The organism is Caproicibacter sp. (assembly GCF_046707225.1).
GTDB lineage: Bacteria > Bacillota > Clostridia > Oscillospirales > Acutalibacteraceae > Caproicibacter.
Window position 1 is genome coordinate 114,963 of the sequence record NZ_JBJKOP010000026.1, and the last position, 13,527, is coordinate 128,489.

The following is a 13,527-nucleotide window of genomic DNA, read 5'->3' on the forward strand; positions in this document are numbered from 1 at the left end:
AATGAGCAAAGGCACGATCAAAAAGGTTGCCGGGCCTCTGGTCATCGCGGACGGGATGCGCGACGCGAATATGTTCGACGTGGTGCGCGTCAGCGAACAGCGTCTGATCGGTGAGATTATAGAAATGCACGGGGAACAGGCGTCCGTTCAGGTCTATGAGGAAACCTCCGGCCTGAAACCGGGCGAACCGGTGGAATCCACCGGCGCTCCGCTGAGCGTGGAGCTTGGCCCGGGCCTGATCAGCAGTATCTACGACGGAATCCAGCGACCGCTGGAGGAAATCATGAAAATGACCGGAAACAGCCTCCACCGCGGCGTGGAAATTCCGGCGCTGAAACGCGACGTGAAATGGCATTTTGTCCCGAAGGTTGCCGCCGGCGCGGAAGTGACCGGCGGGGACGTACTCGGCACCGTGCAGGAAACGGAAATCGTGGAGCACCGCGTTCTGGTTCCGAACGGGATGGACGGCACCGTCGTGTCGGTCACGGAGGGCGATTTTACCGTGGAACAGTCCGTGGCGAAAATCAAAACGGCGGACGGCGCGGAGCAGGATGTTACGCTGATGCAGAAATGGCCCGTGCGTGTCGGCCGTCCCTATAAAACCAAGCTGTCGCCCGATATGCCGCTCATTACCGGCCAGCGTATCATCGACACCATGTTCCCGATCGCGCGCGGCGGCACCGCGGCGGTTCCCGGGCCGTTCGGAAGCGGCAAGACCGTCGTGCAGCACCAGCTGGCAAAATGGGCCGACGCGGATATTGTCGTCTATATCGGCTGCGGCGAGCGCGGCAACGAGATGACGGATGTTCTGAACGAATTCCCGGAGCTGAAAGACCCGAAAACGGGTTACTCGCTGATGAAGCGCACCGTGCTGATCGCCAACACCTCCGATATGCCGGTTGCCGCGCGTGAAGCTTCGATTTACACGGGGATCACCATCGCGGAATATTTCCGCGACATGGGCTATTCCGTCGCTCTGATGGCGGACTCCACCTCCCGCTGGGCGGAAGCCCTCCGCGAGATGTCCGGCCGTCTGGAGGAAATGCCCGGTGAAGAGGGCTACCCGGCTTACCTCGGCAGCCGTCTGGCGCAGTTCTACGAACGCGCGGGGCGCGTCGTGACTCTCGGCAAAGAGGGCCGCGAGGGTTCGCTTTCCGTCATCGGAGCGGTTTCTCCCCCGGGCGGCGACATCTCTGAGCCTGTTTCGCAGGCGACGCTGCGCATCGTGAAAGTATTCTGGAGCCTTGACTCCGCGCTGGCTTACGCACGGCATTTCCCGGCCATTAACTGGCTGACCAGCTATTCGCTCTACACCGATTCGCTGGGAAAATGGTTCAATGAAAATGTTCATGAGGACTGGATGGATCTGCGGGCGAGGGTTATGCTTCTGCTTCACGATGAATCCGAACTGGATGAAATCGTCAAGCTGGTCGGCATGGACGCGCTCTCCGCACCGGACCGCCTGAAGCTGGAAGCCGCGCGGAGCGTCCGCGAGGACTTTTTGCAGCAGAACGCTTTCAATGAAGTGGATATGTTCACGCCGCTGGAAAAGCAGTACCTGACGATGAAGCTGGTCCTGCGTTTTTACGACGATACGGTTGAAGCCCTGAGACAGGGGGCGCCCGCGGACGAACTCGTGAAGCTGGCGGTCCGTGAACGGATCGGACGATTTAAGTATATTCCGGCGGATCAGGTCGCCAAGGAATTTGATGCGATTACAACGGAGCTCGCAAAAGAAATTGAAGAGCTGCTCAGCCGAAAGGAGGACTTCTGATGCCGAAGGAATATAAAACCATTCAGGAGGTCGCGGGTCCTCTGATGCTGGTGCGCGGCGTGGAAGACGTCGCTTACAACGAGCTTGGCGAAATCGAGCTTGCGAACGGCGAAAAACGCCGCTGCAAGGTGCTGGAAATCGACGGCGGCAACGCGCTGGTACAGCTGTTCGAAAGCTCCACCGGAATCAACCTGGATAACAGCAAGGTGCGCTTTCTGGGCCGCAGCATGGAGCTCGGTGTTTCGGAGGATATGCTCAGCCGCATTTTTGACGGCCTTGGGCATCCGATTGACGGCGGGCCGGAGATTCTGCCGGAAAAACGCCTCGATATCAACGGCCTGCCGATGAATCCGGCGGCGCGCAACTATCCGCAGGAATTCATTCAGACCGGCGTTTCCGCGATCGACGGACTGAATACGCTGGTGCGCGGGCAGAAGCTGCCGATCTTTTCCGCCAGCGGCCTGCCGCACGCGAATCTGGCGGCGCAGATCGCCAAGCAGGCGAAGGTTATCGGGACGGAAGAGCCGTTCGCCGTGGTGTTCGCCGCCATCGGCATCACCTATGAGGAATCGAACTACTTTATCCAGAGCTTCCGCGAGACCGGCGCCATCGACCGCACCGTCGTGTTCGTCAACCTGGCGAACGACCCGGCTGTCGAGCGTATCGCTACGCCGCGCATGGCCTTGACCGCCGCGGAATATCTCGCGTTCGACAAGAACATGCACGTGCTTGTCATCCTGACGGACATCACGAACTACGCCGACGCGCTGCGTGAAATCTCCGCCGCGCGAAAGGAAGTTCCGGGCCGCCGCGGATATCCGGGCTATATGTACACGGACCTCGCGTCCCTGTACGAACGCGCCGGCAGGCAGAAGGGGAAGAGCGGCAGCATTACGCTGATTCCGATTCTCTCCATGCCCGAAGACGACAAGACCCATCCGATTCCCGACCTGACCGGATATATTACGGAAGGCCAGATCATCCTGAGCCGCGAGCTTTACCGCAAGGGGATCGCGCCGCCGATCGACGTTCTGCCGTCGCTGTCCCGTCTGAAGGATAAGGGCATCGGCAAGGGCAAAACCCGCGCCGACCACGCGGACACGATGAACCAGCTGTTTGCCGCCTATGCGCGCGGCAAGGACGCGAAAGAGCTGATGGTCGTTCTCGGCGAAGCGGCCCTGACGGAGATCGACAAGCTTTACGCAAAGTTTTCCGACGAGTTTGAAAAGCAGTACGTTTCGCAGGGCTACGACAGCAACCGCGGCATTGAAGAAACGCTGGACCTTGGCTGGAAGCTGCTTTCCATCCTGCCGCGCGGCGAACTCAAACGAATTAAGGATCAGTATCTGGACGAATATTACGGCAAGTTTTAGGAAGGGGGCGACGGTATGGCCGCCACACATGTGAATCCGACCCGTATGGAGCTGACCCGTTTAAAGAAAAAGCTGGTCACGGCGATGCGCGGGCATAAGCTCCTCAAGGATAAGCGCGACGAACTGATGCGGCAGTATCTGGACCTGGTCCGCCTGAACCGCTCCCTGCGTGAAAAGGTCGAGGAGGGAATCCGCTTTGCCAACCGGAATTTTGTCCTGGCCCGCGCAGGCATGCCGGACGAGGAGGTCAACGTTGCCCTGATGGCCCCGAAGCAGGAGGTTTCTCTGGAAGTTTCCGAGCGCAACGTCATGAGCGTGGAGGTCCCGGTCTTTGAGTATCAGACCAGAACCTCCGACCCGAACGACATTTACTCCTACGGCTTCGCGTTCACCTCCGGCGATCTGGACGACGCGGTGAAATCCCTCGCCGACCTGATGCCGGATATGCTCAGGCTTGCGGAAGTGGAGAAGTCCTGCCGCCTGATGGCCGCCGAGATCGAAAAGACCCGCCGCCGCGTCAACGCGCTGGAACACATCATGATTCCCGATTTGCAGGAGAACATCAAGTATATCACGATGAAGCTCGACGAAAACGAGCGCTCCACGCAGATTCGCCTGATGAAGGTCAAGGACATGATGCTGGAGGAAGCCCACCACTACAAAGAGAGGGCCGAAGAGGCTTTCGCGGGCTAAGTTTTAGCGGAACAGGTGATTTTGACCTACTTTTTACCAAGAATAGAATAGCACGCAATAAAATAAGGCGGTACTGACCGGAATGATCCGGGAAGCACCGCCTTTTGTTTGGAAGTAAGACATATGAGAAAGAAAAAGAAAATTATAAGAAAGATACTGGTATCTGCTGTTGGTCTCGTCGTCTTGTTTCTGCTGAGCATGACGATTTTCAATCAGATCATGTTGACAAAAGAATCCAAATGGATAAAACCTAATGGGACATTCGTAACGGTTGACGGTTATAAAATGCACGTATACACAGTAGGGCCGAAGGAAAACAGACCTACTATATTGATTTTGTCGGCCTTTGGGACTGCCGCACCCGGATACGACTACAAGGTACTGTATTCAAAACTGTCGAGTGAATATCATATCGTCGTTGTTGAAAAATTCGGGTACGGCTATTCGGATATAAGCGGTCTGCCACGAGATGTCGGCACGATTGTAAAAGAATACCGCGAGGCATTAAGGCTTTCGAATGAAAATGGTCCTTTTGTGCTAATGCCCCATTCCATGTCCGGTCTGGAAGCCCTCTATTGGGCACAGCATGATCCAAACGAAGTTTCGGCGATCGTGGGGCTTGATATGTCTGTCCCTGAGTATTACCGGTTTCGGGATCATAACCCTATTACGCGCTTTTTGAGTTCTTCCAAATTCCTGAAGGCTTTGGTTTCTATGGGCTTGGATCGGATTCCGGGCGTCGGTTTAATAAGCGATAGAAGTTTGACGAAAGAAGAATTTGCCCAAAACCAATACTTAACATACAAAATGCTGCTGAACAAGGATGTGTTAGCGGAGTCGGACGCGGTTAAAAGCAATGCCCAGACAGTTCAGAAGGGCGGCATGCCAAATATCCCGATGCTTCTGTTTTCGTCGAATGGTACCGGGCTTGGTGAGAAATGGGTACAATGTGAACGCAGCTTTGCGAGGCAATCAGGTAAAATCAAACTTATCCAGCTTGATTGCAGTCACATGATACAGTATTTCAAGTCTGCCGATGTTGCTCAAGAGACAAAACTTTATTTGCAAGAAATCTTCGCTGAATAAAACAAATCAACAGCATAGCGGTGGAGAGACAGTTCAGTTTCGTGATGGAAGATATTGTGTGAAAGAAGACCGGTTAAATTCAGAATTTTGAATCGGTGAATCCAAACCGAAAGCATAAAGTCTGGCAAAATCAAATCTCTGATGATATAATCGCCGTAGGAAAGCATATCAGGAAAAGGTCTTTGTCACAACGGCCCCTCTCTGCAAACGAAAGAGACCGTTTTGCGATAAAAGCCTTTGAAACCGAGAGGGCTGGGAGGGATTACCTATGAAAAAATGCCTGATACTCTATGAGTCTTACCACCATGGCAATACGGAAAAAATTGCTCGCGCGATGGCAGAGCAAGCAAACGCCAAAGTCTGTACGATTGACAAGGTCCATACGGTCCGAGTGGAAGAATATGAAATCATTGGTTTCGGAGCGGGAATTGCTTACGCCAGACCTTACGATAAAATGCTGAAGGCGGCAGCGCAGTTAAATCTGCAAGGGAAAGCTGTGTTTGTGTTCTCTACAAGCGGGATGGGAAAGGCTAAATATAACTCCGCGCTCGTTGAGCTGCTGAAAAATGCGGGTGCTTCCTTAGTTGGTACCTTCGCCTGCAAAGGGTATGACACGTTTGGGCCGATTAAGATGATAGGCGGTATCGCAAAGGGCCATCCCGATGAAAAGGATATTGCCGCGGCGAAACGGTTTATTCAGCAAATGGTAGTTTCGTAACAACGGATCAAAGAAAAGGGAAAATAATGATCATGCCGCTGCCTCAACTTTCGAAATATATTCGCAATTAAGGATAAAATAAAAGCACAGAATCTTTCTAAATACAATCGGAGGTTTAGCGATGTATTATTCCAGCGGTAACTATGAAGCGTTCGCGCATCCTGAAAAGCCGGAAGGTGTCGACAAAAAATCCGCTTACCTTGTCGGTTCCGGGCTGGGCGCACTTGCGGCGGCGTGCTTTCTTGTTCGCGACGGCCAAATGGATGGGCACAAAGTGCATGTTCTTGAAAAAGACCCGATTCCAGGCGGGGCCTGCGACGGATACCATTATGACAACCTCGGGTATGTGACGCGCGGCGGCCGTGAAATGGACAACCACTTCGAGTGCATGTGGGACCTGTTTCGGTCGATTCCATCGATTGAAACAAAGGGCGTCAGCGTTCTTGACGAATACTATTGGCTTAATAAGCACGACCCCAATTACTCGCTGATGCGCGCGACGGTAAATCAGGGCGAAGATGCCCGCACCGACGGCCAATTCGGGCTTTCCGACAAAGGCGCTCTGGAGATCATGAAGCTTTTCTTTACGCCGGAGGAAGATTTGTATGAGAAACGAATTGACGAAGTCTTCGATGAAGAAGTCCTGAATTCACATTTCTGGATGTACTGGCGCACGATGTTTGCTTTTGAGAACTGGCACAGCGCGCTGGAAATGAAGCTGTACCTCAAACGGTTCATTCATCACGTCGGCGGCCTGCCGGACTTCAGGGCGCTCCGTTTCACAAAGTACAATCAGTATGAGTCCATGATCCTGCCGATGATCGAATACCTGAAATCATACCATGTTCAGTTTCACTATCTTACCAAGGTTGTAAATGTGGAATTTGATATTCAGAAGGACAGAAAAATCGCAAAGCGCATTCTCGTCGAACGGGACGGAAAAGAGGAACACATCGATCTGACCGAAAACGATCTTGTCTTTCTCACCAACGGCGGCTGTGTCGAAAATTCCGCCCTTGGGGACCAGAATCACCCCGCGCCGTTTCATACGGAGATTAAAAAAGGCGGCGGATGGGACTTGTGGCGGAAAATTGCCGCGCAGGACCCGGCCTTTGGCCATCCGGACAAATTCTGCTGCGACCCGGAGCAGAGCAACTGGATGTCCGCGACCGTGACAACGCTGGATGACCGCATTCCTCCTTATATCCGGAAAATCTGCAAACGGGACCCTTTCAGCGGCAAGGTGGTTACCGGGGGCATTGTTACCGCCAAAGACTCCAACTGGCTGCTCAGCTGGACCTTTAACCGTCAGCCGCAGTTCCGGGATCAGCCGGAAAACCAGCTGGTGGGCTGGGTATACGGGCTGTTCAGCGACAAGCCGGGCAATTATGTGAAAAAGGCAATGCGTGAGTGCACGGGCAAAGAAATCTGTATGGAGTGGCTGTACCATATGGGCGTGCCGGTAAGCGAGATCGACCAACTGGCTGAAAACAGCGCCAACACCGTGCCCTGCATGATGCCCTATATCACCGCCTTTTTTATGCCCCGCAGCGCAGGCGACCGCCCGGCCGTCGTACCGCAGGGCGCCGTGAACTTCGCGTTCCTGGGGCAGTTTGCCGAAACGGAGCGGGACACCATCTTTACGACGGAATATTCAATCCGTACCGGGATGGAAGCGGTCTACACTCTGCTGGGGATCGACCGCGGTGTGCCGGAGGTTTGGGGCAGCGCCTATGATCTTCGCGATTTGCTCAGCGCGGCCGTCCAATTACGCGACGGCAAAAAAATCACGGATATGGACCAGGGACTCATTGAAAAACTGGCGCTGAAGGCAATCCTGAAAAAAGTCGGCGGTACCGATATTGAAAAGCTGTTGAAGGAATATCATGCGATCTGATTTTTGCTCCTTTGTTTAATGGTATTTTAATGTAATTGTTTATCATTAAGGTCAAACAGATTTTTAAGGAGACATGAAACTTGAACGTCCAGTTTTTGTTTGACCTTTTTCTGCACTTGGACCGTTATCTGAGCACATTGTTCAGCCAATATCCGTTTTGGGCATACTGGATATTGTTTTTGATCATCTTCATTGAAACCGGGTTGGTTGTCACTCCTTTTTTGCCCGGCGATTCCCTGATTTTCACGACCGGCGCCATCGCCGCGGCGAGCGGACAGATTTCCGTGCCGTTTGTACTGCTTTTGCTTTACGTCGCCGCCGTCGCCGGCGACACGGCGAACTATTATATCGGCTGTTTTTTCCGCGAAAAAGTGAATCAAAAGAAAGAGATTCGTTTCATAAAGGCGGAGTACCTTACGCGGACGCAGGCTTTCTTTGACCGAAACGGCGGAAAGACGATCACCGTTGCCCGGTTTATCCCGATTATTCGGACGTTTGCCCCGTTTGTGGCGGGAGCCTGCACAATGTCCTATCCCCGTTTCTTAGGGTATAATATCGTCGGAGGAATTGCCTGGGTATCGCTCCTGTTTTATCTGGGATTTTTCTTCGGAAATATCGGTTATGTAAAAAGCCATTTTGGCCTCGTAGTCATTGCGATTATCGTCCTGTCGGTTATCCCGGGGGCGGTATCCTTTGTAAAGAGTGGATTGGCAGGGAGTCGCACCCAACGGGAGCAATCAAGTCAGGGAGGAAAGAAATGTGGTAACGGCACCCGCAAAAAGGATATTGATCGTTGAGGATGAAAAACGGATCGCGCGGTTAATCGAACTGACCCTGCTCCACGAGGAATATGACGCTGAAATCCGCTACGACGGATTGAGCGGCCTGAAAAGCGCCTCGGAACGGGAGCCCGACCTGATTCTTCTGGACTTGATGCTTCCTGAAATCGACGGCCTGGAGGTATGCCGCAGGGTTCGGGAATTTTCTTCTGTGCCGATCCTCATGCTGACCGCGAAAGGCGAGACGGAAGATAAGGTGGCGGGACTCGACATCGGTGCTAACGACTATATTACAAAGCCGTTTGAAATTGACGAACTGCTGGCGCGCATCCGCGCGGCGCTGCGAAGCAGCGCGTTGGCGGAGGAAACTCCGGAATGGAGGATTCATGATCTTTGTATCAACCTGCCGAGACATACCGTGAAACGCGGTAACATTCCTATTTCCCTGACCAAACGGGAGTTTAACCTGTTGACTTATCTTGCGAAAAACGAGGGTATCGTTCTGACAAGAGAACAAATCCTCGACCGCGTCTGGGGCATTGACTACGAGGGCGAAGCAAACGTGGTTGACGTATATATCCGTTACCTGCGCGGTAAAATCGATGAACCGTTCGAACCAAAACTGATTCATACGGTGAGGGGGTTCGGGTATGTTCTCAAAGATGGGCCTGATTGAAAAAATACGGCCCCGAAAAATATCATGGAAGCTGACAATTTCCTATGCCGTTCTTTTTTCCGCTGTTTTAATCGCACTGAATGCCGGAACGCTTTTTGGCATCCGGTTTTACTTGAGAGAGCAGGCAAAATCCCAGGTGATCAGCAGCACCGCCGATACCCTGAATTTGATTTCCGCAGGACAGAGCATTGATCTGTCCGATCCGGACTATCTGAGCGAAGCGGAAGCATTCCCGTCCATAGGCGTCCGGATCACCGACCTGAGCGGCAACACGGCCGCTTCATCCGACCGTGTGCTTCAGACGCTGCCGACACCGGAAGAAAATATCGGGTCCGTTTTTCTGACGGAGAGGAGCGACCATCATTTCGTTGCGGAGAACAGCCGGATCGAAAAAATGGGGCGGGTGATCGGTTATCTTCAGATATCCTATAATATGGATTCGGACTATCGCTTTATGAAGCTGCTGGCGGTTTTTTTGGCGTTCACCGATTTTCTCGGGGTGGCGCTGTCGGTGCTGACCGGCTTCCTGCTTGCAAGGCGCGCACTCAGGCCCATCGACAGCCTGACGAAGGCAGCCGCGCGGATCAGCGCCGGAGACCTGAAACAGCGGGTTGTGGTGGGAATGGCGGACGATGAGCTGACACGCCTTGCCGTTACGTTCAACGACATGATTGAAAGGCTGCAAACCGCCTTTGAAAAGCAAGGCCGCTTTGTTTCCGACGCTTCCCACGAACTGCGCACGCCGATTGCGGTGATTCAGGGTTATGCCGCCCTGATTGAAAAATGGGCGAAAGACGATCCCCAGGTACTGGCGGAATCCGTATCGGCGATTCGCAAGGAGGCGAAGGGCATGGCTGCCATGACCGAACAGCTGCTGTTTCTCGCGCGCGGCGACAGCGGGAAACGCAGGCTGAAAAAGGAGACCTTCCGGGCGGCCGGCCTGCTGGCGGAATTGGCGGATGACAGCATGCTTGTTGACCCGGACCACAATTTTGAGTGGAAGGCGCCGGAAGAAATTTTTCTTTTTGCGGACCGGGAGCTTCTCAAACAGGCGCTGCGTGCCGTAGCGGACAACTCCGTCAAGTACACCCCAAAAGGTGGAAATATTCGGTTCCTGGCCTATCCTGCCGACGGACTTGCCGTGCTGGAAATTTCTGATACCGGGATTGGCATCCCGCACAGCGAGCTTTCAAAATTGTTCGACCGTTTCTACCGTGTGGATAAAAACCGCTCCAAGGAAACGGGAGGGAGCGGTCTCGGCCTGTCCATCGTAAAGGAGATCGTGGAGGCGCACGGAGGAACCGTGTCGGTCCAAAGTGAAAAAGGATCCGGAACGACCGTTTCGATCCGGCTGCCGGATGGAAGCGGCGAGAATTCCGGGGCACAATTTTAAAGGATTGGCGGCGCTTTTATCATTGCGCAGATCAGGGGGGTCCTTGCGGACCAAAATCTGATTCACATCGGTTTTGAAATTACTCTGTTGCTCAAAGGAATCGACGGCCTTTTGGAAATCGCCGGCGGTTTTCTGATGATGTACTTGAACCCGGATCGGATCAGCAGATTGGTGTTCCTTTTGACAAGTCACGAATTGTCGGAAGACCCGAAGGATCTGATTGCCAATTCGCTGCTCCGGTTCAGCCACAGCTTTTCCATCGGCACGCAAAGCTTCGGGGTGATTTATCTTTTGTCCCACGGGGCGATCAAGCTGGTGCTGATTCTTCTGCTGTGGCGAAGAAAGCTCTGGGCCTATCCGCTGACCATCGCTTCGCTCCTGCTTTTTATCGCTTATCAGATTTACCGCTATACGTTCAGCCATTCCGTGTTTCTCCTTTTTCTCACGGCATTTGATCTCCTGATGGTTGCTCTGACTGAACTGGAATACAGAAAAATGAAATATTCTGTGTAGCCCGCGTCCTATTTCGGACCCTCCCTGGCAAAAGCACCTTTTCTGTTGATGAACGAGAGTAAAATCGCCAGCCACGCGAATCCCGCGAGGAATCCGCCGACAACGTCGCTGGCATAATGCACGCCGAGGTAAATCCGGCTCAGGCCGATGAAGAGGATCAGAATCATGAAAAGCACCGAAAAAAGCTGTTTCCACGGCTTTTTCAGGAAGATGACGCACAGATAGATCAGATAGCCGTAAAAAGCCGCGCCGATCATGGAGTGCCCGCTCGGAAAGCTATATCCGCCTGCGTGGACCAGCACTAAAATATCCGGTCTTGTACGATGAAAAAATGTTTTGAATAAAAGATTCATCCCGGCAGCGACAAGAAGGTTCACGGTCATGATTTTTGTGTAGTACAGAACGCGTTTCCTTTTCCAGGAAACGTACCAGAATACCGCCAGAATCGAACCCAGCGTATACGAAGCCCCTGAATCCGAGAGAAGCTTGATCCAGACGGTCAGGTCCGGCGAAATAAGCGTTTGGAAGTTATGATAGATCAGGCTGTCGAATGGACTGAGCTCGTTTTCCAGAAGCTCCGAAGCCCATAGGATAAAAGCGACCGCAAGAATACCAAAGGCGGTAAATAAGAGCCGTTCCGGCTGCAGATACTTTTGAATCAGACCCTGCGTTTTGTCCCTTGGCGATGCGAAATGTTTCATATTCCACCTGCCTTACTATATTTTTTCACAACCCATGCTTCCGCCTTAAAATAGATTTCTGAAGTTTTTTTCAACAGGAATTTGTGATACAGAAAGCCGCTGCCGGCTGCGATCAGATACGACGCGGCAACATCCAGGGGGTAATGATGCCCCACATAGATCCTTGAAAAGCCAACCAGAAAGGATAAAACGATCATTAAAAGGCCTAACACCCGGTTCCCGTATTTCAGGCCGATCGCGATGCTCATCGAGGCCGTCGCGTGATCGCTGGGGAAAGAGGAATCCGGCGCATGCGGGTAAAGCAAATGCACTTGATGTTCCGTGAACGGCCGTGGAACATATATTATCGTTCCTATTATAAGGTTTATTATGAGGTTGACCGCTGTCAGCAGAACCGTTTGGAATGCCGTCTCCCTGTATTTCCTGTTTTGATTGATGATTCCGGACAGATACAGAATCAGAACGCAGAAAGCCATGAGATACGGAAGATATTCCGATGAAAATAGCATGATATGATCCAGCAGTGGATTCCGGTTTGCCAGCCCGTTAATCAAAAGAAATACTTTGTAGTTCATGCAATTCGCCCTCCGGGTTGAAGTTTAGAATTCTATTTTAAACATTCAGATTAAAATAACGTTAAAAATCAATTCTTTGTCTGGCTTTCGGCCATGGCAAATGAGGAATATTTACGGACGGACCGGGCCGTAACGCTGGCATAAGCGGAGGAAAGCCTTGAATTTTTGCCAAGAGAGTGATATTATTTGATAAACCGTAAGTCAAAGAGGGCTTCCTTTTCACAGGAAAGCCCTCTTTTTTTGTCGGTTTTAAGAATCTGAACAGGGGGAATGCCAAATGTACAAAGACATCTGCACCGTGTCGGTTGTCACCTTTCACGCGGCATGGGGTCAAAAAGAAGTTAACTTAAACAGAATCAAGGGATACATTGAATGTGCTGCCAAAAGGGGAAGCGATTTTGTCATTTTTCCGGAAATGGCTTTGACCGGGTATGACGATGAATCCGACAAGCCGCTGAAAGAAAAAATGCAGTATCGGCTGGCGGAAACCATTCCCGGCCCGACAACGATGGAAATAGAGAAACTTGCGAAGGACCTTGGCATATATGTGGTCATGGGAATGCCGGCAAGAGACGAGCAGAATTCCGACGTAATTTATAACGCGCTCGCGGCTTTTTCACCGGAAGGTTTAGCCGGAGTCTATCACAAAATGCATCTGCCTCCCCCGGAGCCGAACTGGGCGACACGGGGAGATAAACCTTTTATCCTGGAGACCCCCTGGGGCCCGGTCGGATGCGCGATTTGTTACGATTCGTACTGTTTCCCGGAATTGATGCGTTATTATGCCTCAAAGGGATGCAGACTGTATATTAACTCGACCGCGCTTGCCAAGTGCCACGGCAAGTGCCTGGGCACGTCAACTCTGGAAGCCGCCGTCATTCGGGAGGGAATCTATATCGCTTCCGCAAACCTTGGAGGACTGGATGTGGATAATTACTTCTGGGGCGGCAGCTCCATTATGGGCCCAAGCAGAAAGACATGGGAGACCTATTATTATGCCGGCCATAAATTCACGGATGAATGCGCCGACGAATCGGAAATGTTCACGGCTACCATCGACCTTTCTCTGGCGACCAGATTTTTATTTAAACAGAATCCCGCTGTAAATGGGACCGATTGGAGACCCGATAAGTATATTGAGCTGTTTCAGGACAGCCTCTCCAGCCCGGATTATGGGAAATAGGCATTGGAAGCCGCTGCACAATCAGAAGAAGACGGTACCAACCGGCAAGACCGGGAGGTACCGCCTTTTTGTTTTCCTTTGACGCCGTGTGCCGCGGCGAATTTATTTATAGAATGGAAAAATAACGGAATATTAATTGATATAATCAAGATGGGAAAAATATCAT

At 52.3% G+C, this 13,527-nt stretch carries 13 protein-coding genes; 11 read left to right on the forward strand and 2 right to left on the reverse strand.

Features of this window, described 5'->3' with window-relative positions; all coding sequences use genetic code 11:
* Position 1: 1 nt before the first annotated feature.
* The 10 genes from ACLQ3M_RS04670 (at position 2) to ACLQ3M_RS04715 (ending at position 10,902) form a co-directional block, all read left to right on the forward strand.
* Complete coding sequence (locus ACLQ3M_RS04670; protein WP_411676539.1) at positions 2–1,774, forward strand: V-type ATP synthase subunit A; 1,773 nt, start codon at positions 2–4, stop codon at positions 1,772–1,774.
* The gene (locus tag ACLQ3M_RS04675; RefSeq protein WP_066642969.1) at positions 1,774–3,147 is read left to right on the forward strand and encodes a V-type ATP synthase subunit B; all 1,374 of its coding nucleotides are present in this window, start codon (positions 1,774–1,776) and stop codon (positions 3,145–3,147) included. Before ACLQ3M_RS04670 ends, ACLQ3M_RS04675 begins: the two co-directional genes overlap by 1 nt.
* Before the next feature lie 15 nt (positions 3,148–3,162).
* On the forward strand, positions 3,163–3,840 hold the full coding sequence (locus ACLQ3M_RS04680; protein ID WP_411676540.1) for a V-type ATP synthase subunit D: 678 nt from the start codon (positions 3,163–3,165) through the stop codon (positions 3,838–3,840).
* 123 nt (positions 3,841–3,963) lie between these two features.
* Positions 3,964–4,926, forward strand: a complete 963-nt coding sequence (locus ACLQ3M_RS04685; protein ID WP_411676541.1) for an alpha/beta hydrolase — start codon at positions 3,964–3,966, stop codon at positions 4,924–4,926.
* 268 nt (positions 4,927–5,194) lie between these two features.
* Positions 5,195–5,644 (forward strand): flavodoxin family protein, encoded by a 450-nt coding sequence (locus ACLQ3M_RS04690; RefSeq protein ID WP_411676542.1) that lies wholly within the window; start codon positions 5,195–5,197, stop codon positions 5,642–5,644.
* 121 nt (positions 5,645–5,765) lie between these two features.
* Positions 5,766–7,541 (forward strand): oleate hydratase, encoded by a 1,776-nt coding sequence (locus ACLQ3M_RS04695; RefSeq protein ID WP_411676543.1) that lies wholly within the window; start codon positions 5,766–5,768, stop codon positions 7,539–7,541.
* An 80-nt stretch (positions 7,542–7,621) separates the two neighbouring features.
* Positions 7,622–8,338 carry a VTT domain-containing protein gene (locus ACLQ3M_RS04700; RefSeq protein WP_411676544.1) on the forward strand — a complete coding sequence of 239 codons (717 nt, stop codon included), beginning with the start codon at positions 7,622–7,624 and terminating at the stop codon, positions 8,336–8,338.
* Positions 8,301–8,996: a response regulator transcription factor gene (locus ACLQ3M_RS04705; protein ID WP_411676545.1), complete on the forward strand. Its 696-nt coding sequence runs from the start codon at positions 8,301–8,303 to the stop codon at positions 8,994–8,996. Before ACLQ3M_RS04700 ends, ACLQ3M_RS04705 begins: the two co-directional genes overlap by 38 nt.
* Positions 8,971–10,389, forward strand: coding sequence for an ATP-binding protein (locus ACLQ3M_RS04710; protein ID WP_411676546.1), 1,419 nt, complete (start codon positions 8,971–8,973; stop codon positions 10,387–10,389). The genes ACLQ3M_RS04705 and ACLQ3M_RS04710 overlap by 26 nt, the downstream gene beginning before the upstream one ends.
* A gap of 78 nt (positions 10,390–10,467) precedes the next feature.
* Positions 10,468–10,902: a DUF2127 domain-containing protein gene (locus ACLQ3M_RS04715; RefSeq protein ID WP_411676585.1), complete on the forward strand. Its 435-nt coding sequence runs from the start codon at positions 10,468–10,470 to the stop codon at positions 10,900–10,902.
* An 8-nt stretch (positions 10,903–10,910) separates the two neighbouring features.
* On the opposite strand, the gene ACLQ3M_RS04720 is transcribed toward ACLQ3M_RS04715, so the two are convergent.
* Together ACLQ3M_RS04720 and ACLQ3M_RS04725 are read right to left on the reverse strand one after the other, a co-directional pair.
* Positions 10,911–11,603 (reverse strand): phosphatase PAP2 family protein, encoded by a 693-nt coding sequence (locus ACLQ3M_RS04720; RefSeq protein WP_411676547.1) that lies wholly within the window; start codon positions 11,601–11,603, stop codon positions 10,911–10,913.
* Positions 11,600–12,178, reverse strand: a complete 579-nt coding sequence (locus ACLQ3M_RS04725; protein ID WP_411676548.1) for an undecaprenyl-diphosphatase — start codon at positions 12,176–12,178, stop codon at positions 11,600–11,602. The genes ACLQ3M_RS04720 and ACLQ3M_RS04725 overlap by 4 nt, the downstream gene beginning before the upstream one ends.
* 277 nt (positions 12,179–12,455) lie before the next feature.
* Here ACLQ3M_RS04725 and ACLQ3M_RS04730 point away from each other — a divergent pair, with 277 nt between their 5' ends.
* Positions 12,456–13,361 carry a carbon-nitrogen hydrolase family protein gene (locus ACLQ3M_RS04730; RefSeq protein WP_411676549.1) on the forward strand — a complete coding sequence of 302 codons (906 nt, stop codon included), beginning with the start codon at positions 12,456–12,458 and terminating at the stop codon, positions 13,359–13,361.
* The last annotated feature ends 166 nt before the right edge of the window (positions 13,362–13,527 follow it).

Coding starts and splice junctions, on each gene's coding strand:
- ACLQ3M_RS04675 (WP_066642969.1), top strand. CDS start 1,774: ATGCCGAAGGAATATAAAACCATTCAGGAGGTCGCGGGTCCTCTGATG.
- ACLQ3M_RS04730 (WP_411676549.1), top strand. CDS start 12,456: ATGTACAAAGACATCTGCACCGTGTCGGTTGTCACCTTTCACGCGGCA.
- ACLQ3M_RS04710 (WP_411676546.1), top strand. CDS start 8,971: ATGTTCTCAAAGATGGGCCTGATTGAAAAAATACGGCCCCGAAAAATA.
- ACLQ3M_RS04690 (WP_411676542.1), top strand. CDS start 5,195: ATGAAAAAATGCCTGATACTCTATGAGTCTTACCACCATGGCAATACG.
- ACLQ3M_RS04725 (WP_411676548.1), bottom strand. CDS start 12,178: ATGAACTACAAAGTATTTCTTTTGATTAACGGGCTGGCAAACCGGAAT.
- ACLQ3M_RS04695 (WP_411676543.1), top strand. CDS start 5,766: ATGTATTATTCCAGCGGTAACTATGAAGCGTTCGCGCATCCTGAAAAG.
- ACLQ3M_RS04670 (WP_411676539.1), top strand. CDS start 2: ATGAGCAAAGGCACGATCAAAAAGGTTGCCGGGCCTCTGGTCATCGCG.
- ACLQ3M_RS04685 (WP_411676541.1), top strand. CDS start 3,964: ATGAGAAAGAAAAAGAAAATTATAAGAAAGATACTGGTATCTGCTGTT.
- ACLQ3M_RS04680 (WP_411676540.1), top strand. CDS start 3,163: ATGGCCGCCACACATGTGAATCCGACCCGTATGGAGCTGACCCGTTTA.
- ACLQ3M_RS04720 (WP_411676547.1), bottom strand. CDS start 11,603: ATGAAACATTTCGCATCGCCAAGGGACAAAACGCAGGGTCTGATTCAA.